The sequence below is a fragment of the Pseudidiomarina xizangensis genome (genome assembly GCF_052541995.1).
Window position 1 is genome coordinate 175,082 of the sequence record NZ_JBOBQA010000001.1, and the last position, 18,609, is coordinate 193,690.

The 18,609-nt window shown below is 49.5% G+C and carries 16 protein-coding genes; 9 read left to right on the forward strand and 7 right to left on the reverse strand.

Annotated features, from left to right (window positions below):
• Nucleotides 1–36: 36 nt before the first annotated feature.
• The 3 genes from ACQ5ES_RS00810 to ACQ5ES_RS00820 are packed head-to-tail and all read left to right on the forward strand — an operon-like array spanning nucleotide 37 to nucleotide 3,841.
• Nucleotides 37–1,236 (forward strand): thiamine pyrophosphate-dependent dehydrogenase E1 component subunit alpha, encoded by a 1,200-nt coding sequence (locus tag ACQ5ES_RS00810; protein ID WP_445014063.1) that lies wholly within the window; start codon nucleotides 37–39, stop codon nucleotides 1,234–1,236.
• On the forward strand, nucleotides 1,236–2,213 hold the full coding sequence (locus tag ACQ5ES_RS00815; RefSeq protein ID WP_445014064.1) for an alpha-ketoacid dehydrogenase subunit beta: 978 nt from the start codon (nucleotides 1,236–1,238) through the stop codon (nucleotides 2,211–2,213). Before ACQ5ES_RS00810 ends, ACQ5ES_RS00815 begins: the two co-directional genes overlap by 1 nt.
• A 14-nt stretch (nucleotides 2,214–2,227) precedes the next feature.
• Nucleotides 2,228–3,841 carry a dihydrolipoyllysine-residue acetyltransferase gene (locus tag ACQ5ES_RS00820; protein WP_445014065.1) on the forward strand — a complete coding sequence of 538 codons (1,614 nt, stop codon included), beginning with the start codon at nucleotides 2,228–2,230 and terminating at the stop codon, nucleotides 3,839–3,841.
• A gap of 15 nt (nucleotides 3,842–3,856) precedes the next feature.
• Here ACQ5ES_RS00820 and ACQ5ES_RS00825 read toward each other — a convergent pair whose 3' ends face one another.
• Nucleotides 3,857–4,642, reverse strand: a complete 786-nt coding sequence (locus tag ACQ5ES_RS00825) for an SDR family oxidoreductase (protein ID WP_445014066.1) — start codon at nucleotides 4,640–4,642, stop codon at nucleotides 3,857–3,859.
• A 3-nt stretch (nucleotides 4,643–4,645) separates the two neighbouring features.
• A complete protein-coding gene (locus ACQ5ES_RS00830; RefSeq protein WP_445014067.1) occupies nucleotides 4,646–6,181 on the reverse strand; it encodes an AbgT family transporter in 1,536 nt (511 codons plus the stop codon).
• Between the two features lie 79 nt (nucleotides 6,182–6,260).
• On the opposite strand from ACQ5ES_RS00830, the gene rnhB reads away from it, so the two are divergent.
• Nucleotides 6,261–6,827 carry a ribonuclease HII gene (gene rnhB, locus ACQ5ES_RS00835; protein ID WP_445014068.1) on the forward strand — a complete coding sequence of 189 codons (567 nt, stop codon included), beginning with the start codon at nucleotides 6,261–6,263 and terminating at the stop codon, nucleotides 6,825–6,827.
• Here rnhB and argE read toward each other — a convergent pair.
• Both argE and ACQ5ES_RS00845 read right to left on the reverse strand, forming a co-directional pair.
• A complete protein-coding gene (gene argE / locus ACQ5ES_RS00840) occupies nucleotides 6,824–7,993 on the reverse strand; it encodes an acetylornithine deacetylase (protein WP_445014069.1) in 1,170 nt (389 codons plus the stop codon). The two genes, rnhB and argE, sit on opposite strands and share 4 nt — an antisense overlap.
• A 50-nt stretch (nucleotides 7,994–8,043) precedes the next feature.
• The gene (locus tag ACQ5ES_RS00845) at nucleotides 8,044–8,631 is read right to left on the reverse strand and encodes a hypothetical protein (protein WP_445014070.1); all 588 of its coding nucleotides are present in this window, start codon (nucleotides 8,629–8,631) and stop codon (nucleotides 8,044–8,046) included.
• A gap of 171 nt (nucleotides 8,632–8,802) precedes the next feature.
• Here ACQ5ES_RS00845 and ACQ5ES_RS00850 point away from each other — a divergent pair, with 171 nt between their 5' ends.
• The 4 genes from ACQ5ES_RS00850 (at nucleotide 8,803) to ACQ5ES_RS00865 (ending at nucleotide 13,435) form a co-directional block, all read left to right on the forward strand.
• The gene (locus ACQ5ES_RS00850) at nucleotides 8,803–9,735 is read left to right on the forward strand and encodes an isopenicillin N synthase family dioxygenase (protein WP_445014071.1); all 933 of its coding nucleotides are present in this window, start codon (nucleotides 8,803–8,805) and stop codon (nucleotides 9,733–9,735) included.
• A gap of 1 nt (nucleotide 9,736) precedes the next feature.
• Entirely contained in the window at nucleotides 9,737–11,482 is a 1,746-nt protein-coding gene (locus tag ACQ5ES_RS00855; protein WP_445014072.1) for a bifunctional metallophosphatase/5'-nucleotidase, read from the forward strand.
• Nucleotides 11,479–12,678 (forward strand): multidrug effflux MFS transporter, encoded by a 1,200-nt coding sequence (locus ACQ5ES_RS00860; RefSeq protein ID WP_445014073.1) that lies wholly within the window; start codon nucleotides 11,479–11,481, stop codon nucleotides 12,676–12,678. Before ACQ5ES_RS00855 ends, ACQ5ES_RS00860 begins: the two co-directional genes overlap by 4 nt.
• A 124-nt stretch (nucleotides 12,679–12,802) precedes the next feature.
• Nucleotides 12,803–13,435 carry a peroxiredoxin gene (locus ACQ5ES_RS00865; protein WP_445014074.1) on the forward strand — a complete coding sequence of 211 codons (633 nt, stop codon included), beginning with the start codon at nucleotides 12,803–12,805 and terminating at the stop codon, nucleotides 13,433–13,435.
• A 68-nt stretch (nucleotides 13,436–13,503) separates the two neighbouring features.
• Here the strand turns inward: ACQ5ES_RS00865 and fadE are convergent, their stop codons facing one another.
• Nucleotides 13,504–15,960, reverse strand: coding sequence for an acyl-CoA dehydrogenase FadE (gene fadE / locus ACQ5ES_RS00870; protein WP_445014075.1), 2,457 nt, complete (start codon nucleotides 15,958–15,960; stop codon nucleotides 13,504–13,506).
• Nucleotides 15,961–16,126: 166 nt separating this feature from the next.
• Between fadE and ACQ5ES_RS00875 the strand changes: the two genes are divergently transcribed.
• Nucleotides 16,127–16,831: a DUF3108 domain-containing protein gene (locus ACQ5ES_RS00875; RefSeq protein WP_445014076.1), complete on the forward strand. Its 705-nt coding sequence runs from the start codon at nucleotides 16,127–16,129 to the stop codon at nucleotides 16,829–16,831.
• Here the strand turns inward: ACQ5ES_RS00875 and purN are convergent.
• Entirely contained in the window at nucleotides 16,828–17,466 is a 639-nt protein-coding gene (purN, locus tag ACQ5ES_RS00880) for a phosphoribosylglycinamide formyltransferase (protein ID WP_445014077.1), read from the reverse strand. The two genes, ACQ5ES_RS00875 and purN, sit on opposite strands and share 4 nt — an antisense overlap.
• Entirely contained in the window at nucleotides 17,463–18,509 is a 1,047-nt protein-coding gene (gene purM / locus ACQ5ES_RS00885) for a phosphoribosylformylglycinamidine cyclo-ligase (RefSeq protein ID WP_445014078.1), read from the reverse strand. The genes purN and purM overlap by 4 nt, the downstream gene beginning before the upstream one ends.
• Nucleotides 18,510–18,609 lie beyond the last annotated feature (100 nt).

Below are 18,609 nucleotides of genomic sequence, written 5' to 3' on the forward strand. Positions count from 1 at the left end.
TAAAGTGAGCGCAATTTTTCCGAGAACGAGAAAGTTATGGCAAAGGATAAACAACACCAGCTTGAAATCGTGACGGAACCGAAATTTATCGACGGTTCTGCGTTAAAGATTCCAATGCTTCAAATCCTCAAAGAGGATGGCACCGTGCATAAAGGTGCAGAGGTGCCGAAGCTCAATAAAGAGTTGGCACTTAAAATGTTCGATACCATGCAGTTCATCCGTATTTTGGATGAGCGTATGATCGCCGCCCAACGTCAGGGGCGAATCAGCTTTTACTTGTCATCCCTCGGTGAGGAAGCAGCGAGTATTGGTTCAGCTGCGGCACTCGATGACGGCGATATGATCATGGGTCAATATCGCGAGCAGGGCGCATTAGCCTATCGCGGATTTACCGTTGAGCAGTTTATGGATCAGTTGTTCTCGAATGAACGCGACTTAGGTAAAGGTCGTCAGATGCCTGTGCATTACGGTTGTGCAGATCTGAATTTCATGACGATTGCGTCACCATTAGCGACCCAAATCCCGCAAGCTACAGGTTATGCGTACGGTCAGAAAATGGAGAAGAACGGTAATTGCACCATTTGTTACTTTGGTGAAGGGGCTGCGTCGGAAGGCGACTTCCACGCTGCCTTGAATATGGCTGCGGTTTACAAAGTTCCAGCCATTTTCTTCTGCCGCAACAATGGTTATGCAATCTCTACACCGGCTCAGGGTGAGCAGTATGCCGGTGATGGTATTGCGCCACGCGGTGTCGCTTATGGTATGAAAACGATTCGGGTCGATGGCAATGACATTCTCGCCGTTTACCAGGCCACACAGCTGGCGCGTAAGCTGGCTGTGGAAGAGGATGAACCAGTATTGATCGAAGGTATGTCTTACCGCATGGCGGGTCATTCAACCTCGGATGATCCGACGGGCTACCGTACGCGCGAAGAAGAAGATGCCTGGCGCGCGAAAGATCCACTCGCACGGTTCCAAACTTATTTGATCAAGCAGAAGTGGTTGACTGAAAAAGATGCAGAAGAAATCTATGCTGAGAAAAAAGCAGCAGTTCTTGCAGCCCTGAAAAAAGCTGAGAAAGTTCCTGCGCCGCACATTGATGAGCTCATTACTGATGTTTACGACACCCCACCTGAGCAGCTGAAGAAGCAGCTTGAAGAATTAAAAGCGCATATTCGTAAGTACCCAGAGGCTTACCCGAAAACAGCGTCACGTATTGATGGGGGAGAGAAGTAATGGCCAAGATGAATCTGCTACAAGCCATCAATAGTGCACTTGATATTGCAATGGCGAAAAATGAAAAAGTCTATAGCTTTGGTGAAGACACCGGTTCGTTTGGTGGGGTTTTCCGCGCCACTTCAGGCTTAACCGAAAAATACGGGCAGCATCGTAATTTTAATACGCCGTTGGTTGAGCAAGGTATTGTAGGTTTTGCGAATGGCTTGGCCTCGCAAGGTAGTTATGCGATTGCTGAAATTCAATTTGGCGATTATATTTTCCCCGCTTTTGATCAGATTGTGAATGAGTCTGCCAAGTTCCGCTATCGCTCAGGTAATGAGTTCAATGTCGGAGGCTTGACCATACGTACGCCATACGGCGGTGGTATTGCCGGTGGGCATTACCACTCACAATCGCCAGAGGCTTATTTTGCGCATACGCCGGGCTTGAAAATTGTCATGCCACGCAACCCTTATATGGCTAAGGGATTGTTGTTGAGTGCGATATTTGATCCAAACCCAGTGCTTTTCATGGAGCCGAAGCGCCTGTACCGTGCTTCGACGGGTGAAGTGCCGGAAGAAGAATATACGCTTGAGCTCGGTAAAGCTGACGTTGTTCGTGAAGGCAAGGATCTAACGATTGTCGCCTGGGGCGCACAGGTTGAGATGGCCGAAAAAGCGGCCGATAAGGCTGCTGAAGACGGTATCGACTGTGAAGTGATTGACCTGGTCAGCTTGCTGCCATGGGATGCTGAGACGGTTGCTGAGTCGGTTATGAAAACCGGTCGTTTGGTGGTGACCCAAGAAGCACCGTTGACCAGTGGGTTTGCCAGTGAAGTTGCAGCGACCATACAGGACCAATGCTTCCTCTATTTGGAATCGCCAATCGCTCGCGTGTGCGGTTTAGATACCCCGTACCCATTGTGTCACGAGAAAGAATATGTCGTTGACCACCTGAAAGTGTACGAAGCCGTTAAAGCTTCGATGACCTATTAAGAGGGCCGTGACCTATGAGTAAAGATTTTATCTTACCAGACATCGGCGAAGGCATCGTAGAGTGCGAGATCGTCGAATGGTTGGTACAAGAAGGTGACACCATAAAAGAAGATCAGCCAGTGGTCGATGTGATGACCGATAAAGCCTTGGTGCAGATCCCGGCAAAAGACGACGGTGTGGTAGCTAAGCTCTATTACAAGCAGGGCGATATCGCCAAGGTTCACGAACCACTGTTCGCAGTTACCGAAGACGCCGACGACGCAGACGTAGCCCGCAGTTCTACTGCGGGGGAACCTGAATCAGCGAACTCTGCGGAAACTAAAGACGCCAAGGCTGAACCAGCTAAATCGGAGTCTTCCAGCAGCGTCACCGACTTCATCCTGCCAGATATCGGCGAGGGTATCGTTGAATGCGAGATTGTTGAGTGGCAGGTTAAAGAAGGCGACACTATCGAAGAAGACCAGCCTGTGGTTGATGTCATGACCGATAAAGCCCTGGTGCAAATTCCGGCGAAAGAGCACGGCGTAGTCGAAAAGCTTTATTACAAACAGGGTGACATTGCGAAAGTGCATGAGCCGCTGTTTGCCGTTCGCGTCGAAGGTGACGCAGATCAGGCTGCTGGCGCATCTGCCGCTGCTGACCAAACAACCAGCAAGACCGAATCTGAGCAAACTGCAGCTGAACCCGGCCACGCGGCTGTGCCGCAAGCTGCACGTCAGGGTAAAGCTATCGCTAGTCCAGCAGTGCGCCGTCGTGCTCGCGAATTGGACGTTGATATTAGCCAAGTAGAAGGCTCCGGCGCCAAAGGCCGGGTCATGAAAGAAGATGTCGAGCAATTCGTAGCCCGTAGTTCTACTACGGGGCAAGCTCAAACCACGCCAGCTAGTTCAGCAGAGACAAGCAAGCCAACAGCAACCATTGGTGGTAAGCACACCGAAGCCATCCGCGGCGTCAAAGCTGCTATGGCCAAAGCAATGACTGAGTCGGTGCGTACTATTCCGCATTTCACCTATGCCGATGAGTTTGATCTCACCGCAATAATGGCACTCCAGAAACAGCTTAAAGAACGCTATAAAGACGAAGGCGTGCGCATTACCATGATGCCATTCTTCATCAAAGCGTTGTCATTAGCATTAAAAGAGTTCCCGATCATGAACGCTCAGGTGAATGACGATTGTACCGAGGTGACCTATTTCGATGATCACAATATCGGTATGGCGGTCGACACCAAGATTGGTTTGTTAGTGCCAAACGTTAAACAGGTACAAAACAAGAGCTTGATTGATGTTGCCAATGAAGTCACGCGGTTGACGCAAGCCGCCCGCGAAGGGCGTGTTGCTCAAGAAGACATGAAAGGTGGTACCATCTCTATTTCGAATATTGGCGTTATCGGTGGCACCGTAGCAACCCCAATTATCAACAAACCGGAAGCAGCAATTGTTGCCTTGGGTAAAGTGCAAGAGTTACCACGCTTTGATGCTAACGGTAATGTGGTTGCGCGGAAGTTGATGACGGTGAGTTGGTCAGGTGATCACCGGATTATTGATGGCGGCACTATTGCTCGCTTCAATAAGCGTTGGCAGGAGTTCCTTGAGGATCCGACGTCAATGCTGGTGCACATGGTGTAAGGTCGAGAAGTAACTTTAACGCTTAGCCACCATGCGGCGCACCAGTCCCGGTGCAAAGCGTTGCAAGAACGGGGCTAGTTTCGATAGCCCCGAACCAACGACCACTTCCGCTTTTTGTGCGGCAATCGCTTGCAGTGAGCGCCGCGCGCATTCCTCAGCACTGATACCACCAGCATTATCTGGATCTTCATGACCTAGTGCCGAGCCATCGCCGGTTAACGAGTTGTGCGCCACCTGGGTATTAATGAAACCCGGTAAGATTGAAGTCACAACCAGTCCATGTTCGCGCATTTCAGCACGCAATGAATCCATGAAGCCGATCACGCCAAACTTAGCACCGTTGTAGCCACTTCGGAGTTTGGTCCCAACTTTGCCAGCAACACTTGAGACGGTCACGATTTGGCCGCTATGTCGTTCCACCATACGCGGTAACACCAGTTTGGTTAGCGCAATAACGCCAAAGTAATCGATTTCCATTAATTGCCGATAGACCTGCATATCGGTGTCGAGGATCAGTGAACGCTGCGAGACCCCCGCATTATTAATCAAGATATCGATCACCTGGTCACCAAGTGCAGTTTGCGCTTGCTCTGCGGCGTTCTCAGGTTGACTTAAGTCGAGCGCGAGCACTTTATGGCGCTCTGGATGCGCAAGGTCAGCACGTACCTGTTCGAGCACTTCTGCGCGGCGCGAGGTCAAAATCAGGTGTGCACCGGCTGCAGCGAGCTGTTGCGCCATAGCTAAACCGATGCCTGAAGAGGCACCGGTAAGCCAAACGGTTTTACCTTGAAAGTAATGCATCACTTAGCCCGCTGGGTAAATGTAGTTGGACTGAATACCGAGTGGAATGCCTAGCATCCAGTAGATAATCAAGAATGCTGACCACAACACCAGCAAGCTCACAGTAAACGGCAACATCAAGGCAACCAACGAACCAATACCTGTGCCCTTAACGTAACGCTGGCAGTAAAGCACAACAAGCGGGAAGTAGGGTAACAGTGGGGTGATAATGTTACTGGTTGAATCACCCACACGATAGGCGGCCTGGGTAAGGTCAGGAGAATAGCCGAGTTGCATGAGCATGGGCACGAAAATCGGGGAAATCAACGCCCATTTTGCCGATGCCGAACCGACAAATAAATTGATAAAGGCAACCAGGAAAATAATACCGACCATGGTCACGCCGCCGGAAAGCTCCAGTGAACTAAGGAAGGTAGCACCTTTAATTGACAACAAAATACCTAAGTTGGAATCACCAAAAGCTTTAATAAACAGAGCGCAGAAGAACGCCATGACCATATAGTAAGCCATGTCTTCCATCGATTTAGTCATTGCTCTGATGACATCCTGCGAGTTGGTAAAGTTACCTGACACATAACCATGCACGATACCAGGTAAGATAAACATCAAGAAAATTAAGGGAACAATCATTTGCATCAGCGGAGCGCTAAAGGATGCTAACTCGCCGGTCGGATCAGCCAACGGGGTGTTCTCAGCAGTTGCGGCAAAATACAAGGCAACCAGACCAACCACCATGGTAACAACACCAGAATAGAACGCTTTACGGTCACGTGGCGTGACATCATCGAGCGCCGGCATATCGTCCTGATCGCCATCAATTGGGGTTTTACTTAAGCGTGGTTCGATAACCCGATCGGTCAGATACCAACCCACGAGTATCACAATAATCGATGACATTGCGGTGAAGTAGTAGTTATTTAATGGGTTTAACTGAATTGATGGGTCAAGAATCTGCGCTGCAGATTGCGTGAAGCCCTGCAATAATGGGTCAACCGCGGAAGGCACGAAGTTGGCACTGAAACCACCAGAGACACCGGCAAACGCTGCAGCGATACCAGCTAGCGGATGACGACCCGCAGCGTAAAAAATGACTCCACCGAGTGGGATAACCAGCACATATCCGGCATCGACCGCAGTGTGGCTGACAATCGCAATCATGATAAGTACAGGAGTCAGCAACAGTTTTGGTGTGACATTTAACATGAGTTTTATTGCCACATTAATAAAACCACTGCGTTCAGCAACACCAACCCCCAACATGGCAACCAGAACCACTCCTAAAGGTGCAAAGCCCATGAACGTCCCAACCATGTTGGCGAGAAAGTCAGCCATGGCAGCACCGCTCAGTAAGTTGTTCACTTCCACGTTTTCACCGGTCAACGGGTGAATGGCATCGAATTGCACACCGGAGAGTAAGAAGCTGAAAACCCAAACGATGATCAATAGACCAAAGAACATGACGGCAGGATCTGGAAGTTTGTTACCCACTTTCTCGACTTTGTCGAGCATACGGTTGAGTAACGAGGATGAATCAGACATGAGAAACCCCTTTAAGTATTGTTATTATTTGTTCGACGAAAGTATCATACCCCATCACCAAAGAAGCACAAGAGACACTATGATTTGTGGCACCGATGAAGCAGGACGCGGTCCTATAGCTGGCCCTGTGGTTGCCGCTGCGGTTATTCTCGACCCAGCACGACCGATCGCAGGGATTAATGATTCCAAAAAACTTTCGGAGAAAAAACGAGAGGCTTTAAGCCGGGAAATTAAGGAAAAAGCGCTGTACTGGTCGATTGCGCAATGTGATGTGGGTGAAATAGATACGATCAACATTTTGCAGGCATCATTATTGGCCATGCAACGCGCAGTGGAGGCGTTGCCCGTTGCACCAGCGAAGGTGTTAGTAGATGGTAATAAGCTGCCGAAACTGCAAGTGCCAGCCGAAGCGGTGATTGGTGGAGATGCGCTATACGCGTGTATCGGTGCGGCGTCGATACTGGCTAAGGTTGAGCGTGATCGACAGATGTTAGCCTGGCATGAATGCTATCCGCAGTACGATTTCGCCAAGCACAAAGCCTATCCAACGCCAGCTCATCTGGCGTTGCTGCAGGAACACGGCCCCTGTCCGATTCATCGGCGCAGTTTCAAACCAGTGAAACGAATTCTCGGTGAAATCGATTAACCTGAATTCTGGCAGACTCTGGTAATAATAGTGCGCAGTTGCTGCTGTGCCGGGGTAATCTCTTCAAGGCGAATAAACTCATCGGGTTGATGGGCTTGCGCGATAGAGCCAGGGCCCATGACGATGGTCTGGCAGCCAAGATCTTGCACAAAGGGCGCTTCAGTGCAGTAATTGGCCGGTTGTGCACTATTGCCGGTGACTTCCTGTACGAGATTCACAATAGCTGAATCTGGATCGCAACGGTAACCGGGAATGGCTTCATGCAAATGCTCCAGGCAAATTGCACCGGGGTATTGCTGCTGCAGAGGTTGCAGTTTCGCATCAATCAAGCCATAGAGCTCATTCATTTGCATACCTGGCAAAGGGCGCAAATCAACATGCATCTCGCAGCATGCGCAAATGCGATTAGCGGCGTCACCACCATGAATATTGCCGAAGTTTAATGTCGGGTACGGAACGGCGAAGTGATTGTCATGGAACCGTTTTTGAAAGTCGCGTTGTAAGTCGCGCAAGCCAGAAATGACATCGTGCATAACTTCGATGGCACTGAGCCCAGCTGCTGGATTCGAGCTATGGCCACTTTTACCTGTCACGCGGATGCCTTCGGTGAGATGCCCTTTATGCATCGTCACTGGAGTCATAGATGTCGGTTCACCAATAATTGCATAATCTGGCCGCAGGTCACCGAATGCTGCAAGTTCCCGGGCACCCGCCATAGTCGTCTCTTCATCGGCGGTGGCAAGCACATAAATAGGTTTGCTAAATTTACCTAAATCGAGACCGCGTAGCGCCTCCAGCACGAAAGCAAAGAAGCCTTTCATATCGGCACTGCCGAGTCCGTAGAGTTTGCCGTCAGCTTCGGTAAGTTGAAACGGATCGCGGGTCCAGCGGCCTTCATCCCACGGGACGGTATCGGTGTGGCCAGCGAGCAGCAGACCACCACGACTATCGCTTCCTGGCGGAACGAATTTCGCTAGTAGATTAAATTTGCCGTGTTGGCGAGTGAGTTCATTGATACTGACCTCGAATCCCAGGGTTGTTAACCAACCTGAAAGTTTATCGATGACAGCTTTGTTGCTGGTATCCCAATGGGGATCTAAACAGGAAACACTAGGTGTAGCGACGAGCTCGCGATAAAGCGTGAGAAAAGCTGGTAGCTGTGACATACAAGAACTCCAATTACGACATCTTATAACTCACAGCATACCTGATTTTATTAGAAGTGATAACTGGCTTCGATGCGTAAGCCATCGCCGAAATCGCTGTCTTGATAACGCGCGCCTACAGCAAATTCAGGAGTGATGTAAAAACGTGTACCAAGCTGGTACCGATTATCACTGCCAGCGTCAGTGTAGTCTACCCAGCCAAGGCCACCGTAAATTTCGAAGCGTTCGATACGGGTACGAAGGTTACCTTCAACACCCCAGTAAGCAGTATCGGCCTGACCAAAATCAACTTGACCTACGCTACCTGCAAAATCAGCGACCAGATTGTTGTTTAACCAAACGTAACGACCTACTTTGACACCTTGCGCATTGCGCCCGTTGCCGAATGGACCATCATCGCTATCGAGCACGTACCCGCTGACAAACCACGGTGAATTAAACTCATAACTACCTTCGATGATGATGCTATCACCAGCCTTATCGTGATTCGCAACACCTGCGCTCAGGAAATTATAAGCCTGCCGTGTTTGTGGTGCTTCGAACGGTATAGTGTTCTGTGTCTGTGCAAAGGTCGGGGTTGCGCAAAGAAACGCACCGGAGAAAACACCAAAATAGATGGTCTTGCTTAACGTTTTCATAGTAAACAACCTTGTTGCAGTTAATCGAATACTCAGTGTGCGCGCTAATTGGCAGTTAAGATACGTAGTTTACTAAAGCTTTACCCGTGGCTTTTTGCGGCTTTTCGTTGTTTTCAGCTGGCAATAATCCTAAAATACAAAGCTGTTTTTAACAGTATCGAAAGGGCACTGATGAAATCCATTCCGCACATTGATATGAGCCTCTATGACCAAGACTTTGAGGCCTTTGCCCAACACGTTGGCGAAGGCTATGAAACCAATGGTTTTGTGGCATTGACCAGGCATGGTGTTGACCAGCAGCTCATTGAAGAGGCTCTTGATAGTTGCCGGGAACTGTTTGCTCTGCCGGAAACGATTAAGAAACAGTATCATATCGTTGGTGGTGGTGGTGCGCGTGGCTACACACCGTTTGGCACGGAAATCGCTAAGGATGCCAAGCACGTCGATTTGAAAGAGTTTTGGCATGTGGGTCGTGAAATCAACGGTGAGCCACCGTTCAAACAGTTAACTCCAAACGTATGGCCTGCGGAGCTGCCTGAGTTCAAAGAGAAAATTTTGCGTTTGTATCGTGCTTTAGATGCCTTGGGTTTGCGGGTTCTGGAAGCGATTGCAGTTTACCTGAAACAACCGCGCGACTTTTTCAATGACAAGGTGAATTTGGGGAACTCGATTTTACGGCCCTTACATTATCCACCTATTGTGGACGAAGGCACACCTTCTGTTCGGGCCGGCGCACACGAAGATATTAACGTGCTAACCTTGTTGGTAGGTTCACGTGAACCTGGACTCGAAGTTTTAGCCAAAGATGGCAGTTGGATCCCAGTAACTATCATCGAAGGTGCGATTATTTGTAATGTGGGTGACATGCTGCAACGCATGACCAATGGTGTATTACCGTCAACCACACACCGAGTGGTGAATCCACCGGCACCTTATAGTCATAAATCACGTTACTCGATACCGTTTTTCTTGCACTTCAATCCAGATGTGGTCATTGATCCACTGGAGAGCTGCATTAGTGATGAAAATCCTAAGCGCTGGCACGCCATTTCATCAGATGATTATCTGATGGAGCGCTTACGCGAAATAGGACTGGTGAAATAACATGAAACAATGGCAACAGAACATTTTAGGATTAGGCGTACTGGCAACCATGCTCACATTAGCGAGTTGTGCGCAGTCTCCACAGCGCGCCGCAGAATTCGAACTGACCGTTGCCCATATTGACGACCACCATTCAAACTTACTGCCGCGACAAGGCACAACGATTCAAGTCAATGGACAAAATTACGAGCTTGAGACGGGTGGTTTCGCCCGGGTTGTTAGCCAAATTGATGCTATTCGCGCCAGCAATCCGAACGTGCTCGCATTGCATGCCGGCGATGCCATTACGGGTACATTGTTTTATACCTTATATGAAGGTGAAGCCGATGCAGCGTTAATGAACGAAGTCTGTTTTGATGCCTTTGCGCTGGGCAATCACGAATTCGATAATGGCGATGCCGGACTCAAGCATTTTCTTGATGCCCTGGCCTTCACTGAAGATTGCCGTACCGAAGTTCTTGCTGCCAACGTTCGACCTGAAGTCGGTGTTTCGCCGCTAACCCCGAAAACCCGTTGGGATAGCTTTAAGCCCTATGCTATTTTTCAGCTGGCAGGCGAAAAGGTCGGTGTAATTGGGCTTGATATCGCGATCAAAACTAAGAATTCATCACAGCCTGATGCAACCACTGAGTTTTCCGATGAGCTGGCCACTGCCCAGTTTTATATTGCAGAGCTGCAACAACAGGGTATCGAGAAAATAGGCCTGTTGACGCATATACAGTACAAAAACGATCTTCGCATCGCGGAACAGTTACCCAGTGTTGATTTCATTATTGGCGGAGATTCGCACACGCTGATGGGTGATTTCGCGCTAAACGGATTGCCGACGGTGGGTCCTTATCCGACGCAAGTCGTGAACCTCGACGGCGAGCCAGTGTGTATCGCGCACGCTTGGCAATACAGCCAGGTCGTCGGTGAACTGCAAATCAAATTCAGTGGCGATGCCGTCGCCAGCTGTGGTGGCCAGGCGCACATGTTAGTCAGTATTAATGCCCCAGAGCCAATTTCCGCGCTGCCACAATTTAGCGCAATCGAAAAAGATGCTGCGGCGCAGAAACTCTTAGTTGGTTTTCAGGACCGTCTGAATGAGTTAACCAAAACTGAAATTGCCACCGTTGAATCGCGTCTGTGCATGAAGCGTATGGGGCCGATGACGATCGCTGATTGCGGTGTTGGTCGTCAATCAGACGTACACGCAGTGGTGGCCAAAGCATTCCTGGCGAGTGCGCCACAAGCCGATTTCGCATTACAAAATGGGGGCGGGGTGCGCACCGATCTTAATGCGGGAGCCTTGACGATCGCCGATGTCTATCGCTTACTTCCCTTTGCGAATACTTTGGTTGAAATAGAAATTACCGGTGCTGAAGTTAACCAAGTTTTAGAACAAGCCTTAACTTACGCATTGTCAGAATCGGGTTCCGATGGCGCGTATCCGCACGGCGCAGGGATCCAATTTGATGTGGACCTGCAAGCGGCTGATGGTGAACGTATCAGTCATTTGGCAGTGAAAACTGGCGGTGGCTGGCAACCGATTGAACCCAACCGAAGCTACACTATGATCACCAATAGTTTCCTTGCGGGTGGCGCTGACGGTTGGTTTTTACTGGGCGAGTTGGAGGCTGCCGGGCGAGTTCAGGATACCTACGTGAACTATGCCCAATCGTTCGTCGATTGGGCCCGTAAAACAAAACTAATACAACGGCCGAGTGAACATAGCACCCAAAGCTATCAATCGGTCGAAGAATGACGCAACTACCGGTATCTGATAAGGCAAGATTCGATTTAACGGTTGTGGTGTTGGCCCTGCTAACCATGTTTGGGCCACTCTCCATTGATATGTACTTACCAGCGTTTGGCGATATTGCTGCCAGCTATAGCACGAAAACAAATCGCGTTGAATTATCGTTAACCTCGTTTTTCTTTGGACTGTTTATCGGCCAGTTGCTCTACGGTACTGCCTCTGATAAATGGGGTCGCAAGCCACCGTTGTATTTCGGCTTGACCATCTACATCGTGTCGTCCCTTGCTTGCGCTTATGCACCCAATCTTGAAAGTCTGATTGTTTTACGTTTTTTCCAGGCCATCGGCTCATGCGCCGGCTTAGTCATTGCGCGGGCCATGGTACGCGATCTTTATACGCCACAAGCCTCGGCTCAGGTGTTTTCGTTTCTGATTTTAGTGATGGGGATCGCACCGATATTAGCGCCGTTAGCCGGCGCTTATGTGACCAAAGCCTTCGGCTGGCAGGCAATATTTGTCATTGTCGCGGCACTCGCTGTAGCCTGTATGGCGATCGTCCATGTTCGGCTGCCGGAAACCCGAAGTTACAACGGAGCGGTGCGTATGCGCCGTAGTTTGCCTATTTACTGGGATGTATTACGCGACCGAGGCTTCTTGCGTTACTCGTTAGCCGGTGGAATTGCTCAGTCAGGGCTATTTGCCTACATTACCGGTTCGCCCTTGGTATTTATCGACCATTTTGAGCTGGACCCAACCCACTACAGCTGGCTTTTTGGTCTCAACGCCATTGGTATTATTGGCATGGCACAGTTTAACGCTTGGTTGTTACGCCGGCGTGATGCCCGTAAAATTTTAAATAAATCGCTGCCGGTATTGGCAGTGATCTCACTAACTACCATTGTGTTGGCCACGCTCAATGCCAACTTTTGGCTGGTACTTTTTATTGTCTTCGCTTACGTCAGCACGCTGGGCATGGTATTCCCCAACGCCATGGCCGGCGCGTTAGCCGAGCAACAAGAACGCGCCGGTTCTGCATCCGCAGTCACTGGCAGCTTGCAATTCCTGATTGCTGGCATTATCTCTGCCATCGTTAATGTGGTCGGCCACATCACGCCACTGGGCATGCTCTATGTCATCGGCGCCTGTGGGCTCACCGCCACTATTTTATACTGGGTCCTCCGCCGGCCAGAGGTCCAGATCTGACGCGCTAAAAAATGCCACCGCGAACACCGACCAAGCCGGTGAGATCGCATAATTGTGGAGTGACTACTACAATCTTCCTAACACGTTTTAAGTGTAGTGAGTTAACAACTGAGAGGTAATTAAAATGGGATTACGTATTGGTGATATCGCCCCGGATTTCGATATCGAAACCACCGAGGGCAAGATCAATTTTCACGACTGGGCAAAAGATTCATGGGTGTTTTTCTTTAGTCATCCAGCGGACTATACGCCAGTCTGTACCACTGAAATGGGGCGTACTGCGCAATTAGCAGAACAGTTCGCGAAGCGCGGCGTGAAGCCTTTAGGCCTGTCTACGGATACTGTAGAAGCACACCAGGGCTGGATCAACGATGTTAACGAAACCCAAAACACCTCGTTGAAGTTTCCGATTGTCGCTGACAAAGACAAGAAGGTGGCTGAGCTGTACGAGATGATTCACCCCGGTGAAAGTGAAACTGCCGCGGTGCGTTCAGTATTTATCATCGATCCAAATCATAAGATCCGTCTGACCATGACTTATCCAATGAGTGTCGGTCGTAACTTTGCTGAGATCCTGCGCGTGATCGATGCGTTGCAGACAGGTGATAAACATGGTGTAGCGACGCCAGCAGATTGGGAACTTGGCGGTGACGTGATCATTCCACCGACGGTTGCTATGGCGGACGCTGAGAAAAAGTTTCCACAAGGCTTTAAAACCGTGAAACCTTATTTGCGTTTTACCAGTGTTAAAGACTAAGTAACAAAGCGTGAAATAAAAAACGGCGCCAATAATTGGCGCCGTTTTAGTTTTAAAAGTTCAAGGGTTTAAGCTGTGCTTGATTTCTTACTGAGATTTTTCAGTGCCCATTGGTGAGCGGCTTTACCTGCCATCAGTTCTTCATGAGCAAAATCATCAACATTAATCACGCGTAGACGACCTTCTTCGGCGCGTTCGAGTAGGGCGACTTCGTCGTTGCTCAATACCCCAAGCTCTTTACCTTTCGCTGCTACTTTATCTAAGAAGACAAACGGCATACGCTCGTTGGCAGCACGCTGCACACGATCGTGTAACGGCTCAGCTTCGATAATGTCGCGTAAGGTCTGTTCAAGGTAACCAAACTGGCCTTCTGGCGACAGGAATTGACCTTCGCCGAGACGTTCACGGCTGGCGTTTGGTTTCAGTAAGATCTTCGCGACCTTGCTGTCTAAACGATCCGAAGGACGTTTCACGAAGCGGCCAAACGGGTACATGATGACGCGCATGGCTTTACCGACAAAACCGAAGTTATCGAGTAGCTCAAGTTGTGCTTCCTGCAGCTTGTACAAGCTATCTTGCATGGCCCAGTTCAGCAACGGTAAATCGTCGTGTTGACGCCCTTGGTCGGCAAAGCGTTTCAAGGTTGCAGAGCCAATGTAGAGATAGCTCAGCATGTCACCTAAACGCGCAGAAATACGCTGCTTACGTTTCAATGAACCACCAAGCACACCCATGGCAACGTCAGACAACAACGCAAGGTTGGCGCTAAAACGGTTCATTTGCTTGTAGTACTGCTTAGTGCTGTCAGTGTAAGGCGTGCTACTTAAATGGTGGCCACCTAAGCCTAGTGCGAACGAGCGTACAAAGTTGCTCATGGCAAAGCCAATGTGGCCGAAAATGGCTTTATCAAAACGCTTCAAACCTTCTGCGTTATCTTCAGCTGAGGCCAGCATTTCTTCCAATACATACGGATGACAGCGAATCGCGCCCTGGCCGTAAATCATCAAGCTGCGGGTAAGAATGTTCGCACCTTCCACGGTAATAGCTATAGGCACACCTTGATAGCCACGTCCGAGATAGTTGTTTGGACCTAAGCAGATACCTTTACCACCATGAATATCCATGGCGTCGTCCATGCAGGCACGCAGCTTTTCAGTCATGTGGTACTTCGCTATGGCAGAAATCACCGATGGCTTTTCGCCCAGATCGATAGCTTTGGTTGACAGCGTCGTGACTGCATCCATCAGGTAAGCGTTACCGCCAATGCGTGCCATGGCTTCCTGGACACCTTCCATTTTACCTACAGGTAATCTGAACTGGCGACGAATGTAAGCATAAGCACCAGTGGCCAGAGCGATAGATTTCACTCCGCCAGCACTGTTCGACGGCAAGGTAATAGCCCGGCCGACCGATAAACATTCAACCAGCATACGCCAGCCTTTGCCAGCCATTTCGGCACCACCAATAATGAAATCGAGTGGTACAAATACGTCTTCGCCACGAATAGGACCGTTTTGGAACGGCACGTTAAGCGGGAAGTGACGACGACCAATTTCAACGCCTTTGGTGTCACGCGGAATCAAGGCGGCAGTAATGCCCAATGATTCTTTGTCACCCAACAGGTGGTCAGGGTCGTACATTTTAAAGGCCAAACCTAACACCGTAGCGACCGGCGCAAGCGTGATGTAACGCTTGTCGAAGTTAAGTCGTAAACCGAGGACTTCTTTGCCTTCCCATTCGCCCTTACAGACGATACCGGTATCTAGAATTGAACCTGCATCCGAACCTGCTTCCGGGCTGGTCAGGGCGAAACAAGGAACTTCTTCACCGGTGGCGAGACGGGGTAAATAATGATCTTTTTGCTGTTCTGTACCATAGAGCTGTAACAGCTCGCCTGGGCCTAACGAATTAGGCACGCCGACGGTACTTGCCAGGATCGTACTGACGCCAGCAAGCTTCTGTAATACACGAGATTGCGCGTAAGCTGAAAACTCAAGACCGCCATAGTGTTTCTTGATGATCATGGCGAAGAATTTATTGTCTTTCAGATACTGCCAAACCTCTTCAGGCATATCGGCGAGTTCATGAGTTGCTTCCCAATCGTCGAGCATTTTGCAGACTTCTTCGACCGGACCATCTATGAAAGCTTGTTCTTCAGCGCTTAGCTCAGCCTTTTGAATACTGTGTAAATTTTTCCAATTTGGCGCGCCACGAAACAATTCGCCTTCCCACCAGGTGGTACCAGCGTCAATGGCATCTTTCTCAGTTTCTGAAATCTCCGGCATAATGTTGCGGTACATTTTGAGTAATGATTTACTCAACATGCCACGGCGAATGACGGTAATGTTCAACGGTACAAGTAGCAGCGCCAACAACACCCAAAGTACCGGTCCGACGATGCCGAACAGGCTACCGATGGCAAACATACCAACTAACCCGAGGCTAGTGACCAGCAACGAAGTGCGGTAATAAAGTAGACCACCAAAAACAAGCAAGGTGGCGATGATCCATAAGGCGACACTCATAATGATACTCCGTCGTTGTGGTTAGAGGTCTGACCAGTAAGGTTATCCCTTGAGGTTAGACAATTTAGATTAGATTTTCAAGACATATTGCACTTTTTAACTGGTATAAGGTCAGATTGAGGTAAGCGATCACTTTTTGGCCCGGAAATGAAGCACAGGAGATGTCATGAAAGCAGTTGTTCATTGGCTTGCAGTACCCCTGATGGGATTGCTAGTAGCGCCTGTATTGGGTGCAGAATTAGATACTTATGATGCCCGTTACGAGGTTCAACGGGGGGGCTCAAATTATGGTGAAGCATCGCGCAAACTGTCACAACAGCATGATGGAACTTATGTATTGCAAAATGAAACAGAGATTTCGTTTTTGTTTCTTTCGGACGTGCGTCGCTACGACTCCAAGTTTGAATTTATTGATGGCTGGATAGAACCCAGACAGTTTCATTTTAAGCGCAGCGGTACTGGCAGCAATAAAAGTTTGTCGGTACGTTTTGATGAACAGAACCAGCAAGTCATCGAAATTACATCCCAGGCCCCTTTGCCGGTCTCATGGCATGACGCACTGCTAGATGAAGCGAATATGTTGGAACAGCTCCGTTACGACTTACAGCATAGTGACGCCGATGCGTTCAGTTATCGTATTGTCGATGACAAAGGTGAGTATGACGAGCAACGCTTTGCCCGTGGTGAGCTTGAAATGCTCAGCTTGCCTTATGGCGAAGTGGAGGCGTTGAAAGTGCAGCGTGTGCGCAAATCAAGTAAGCGGGAAACCGATTATTGGTTCGCACCTGAACTGGATTATGTACTGGTAAAAATGCAACAACGCAAGGAAGGTGACGAGGTCGCCACCTTATTACTGGAAACACTTAACTAATCGGTAGCATAGCCTTCCGGGCCAAGCAGGGAACCGTCAAGCACGGCACCTTGGTGAGTCAGCTTTAATCGCTCAGAACAAAGCCATTGCACCACTAACGGATAAATACGATGCTCCTGACTGTGCACGCGTTGCTGTAGATCAGTTGCGGTATCTTCCGGGAATACCGGGATGACGGCTTGTAGAATAACCGGGCCACCATCAAGTTCTTCAGTCACAAAGTGCACCGATACGCCATGTTCAGTATCACCGTTATCCAATGCCCGTTGGTGGGTATTTATACCCCGATACCTGGGTAGCAAAGAAGGGTGAATGTTGAGCATACGACCATGATAATGCTGGGTGAACGCAGGGGTTAAAATACGCATAAAACCGGCCAAAACCACGATATCAGGCGCAAAACTGTCGATCAGTTTTAACAGCTCAGCATCGTAGGCTTCACGACTGTCAAAATCACGGTGTGACAATACCGCCGTGGGGATCTTCGCGTTGGCTGCTTTTTCCAGACCACCAACGTCAGCTTTGTTGCTGATCACAGCGACCACTTCACCGTCGATGCGATCTGCGTGGCAAGCCTCAACAATGGCTTGCATGTTGGTGCCGGAACCACTAATCAGTACGACAATTCGTTTCATTCGACAATTTCTACCTGTGCTTCATCACCTTCACGGGCTGCGACCTGGCCGATGACCCATGCATCTTCACCATCTTCACGAAGCACTTCAACCACAGCTTCCGCTTGCGATTGTGGCAGTGCCATAATCAGGCCGACACCGCAGTTAAAGGTTCGATACATTTCTTTGGTAGTGACGTTACCGTTGTGTTGTAACCAGTTAAATACCGCCGGCCATTCCCAGCTGCTATCTTTGATAACGGCTTTCGCATCAGCTGGCAACACACGTGGAATATTTTCCCAGAAACCACCGCCAGTAATGTGTGAAATGGCATGCACACTGTGCTGCTCAAGTACCTTGAGTACCGATTTCACATAGATACGGGTCGGGGCCAGTAAATGCTCAGCAAGCGGTTTACCGTCGAGTTCTTCTGTGGTCACATCAGCGCCACTGACTTCGATAATTTTGCGCACTAACGAGTAACCGTTGGAGTGCGGACCACTGGAAGCCAGAGCAACCAGGGCATCGCCAGGGGCGACCTTAGTGCCGTCGATGATTTCTTCTTTCTCGACCACGCCAACACAGAAGCCAGCGATATCGTAGTCACCGTGCTGGTACATACCAGGCATTTCGGCAGTTTCACCACCGATAAGTGCGCAGCCAGCTTGTACGCAGCCTTCGCCGATACCCGTAACAACATCTGCGGCGACATCAACATCGAGCTTGCCGGTGGCGTAATAATCCAGGAAGAACAGCGGCTCTGCACCTTGCACGATCAAGTCATTCACGCACATAGCAACCAAATCGATACCGACGGTGTCATGTTTGCCAAGGTCAATGGCCAGGCGCAGCTTGGTACCAACACCGTCGGTGCCGGAAACCAGCACCGGTTGCTTATACTTACCCGGTAGCTCGCACAAAGCGCCAAAACCACCAATCGAACCCATGACTTCAGGGCGTTTTGTACGTTTGGTGACACCTTTAATACGGTCAACAAGGGCGTTACCTGCATCGATATCGACACCGGCATCTTTGTAACTCAAAGAAGGTTTTTGATCGCTCACGAGAAAGGTCCTCAGCTAATGCTAAAAATTTGCGCGACAGTTTACCACTTTCATGGCAATACTGCGATATAATACACGCGCAATTCGCTCACCTCAGCGC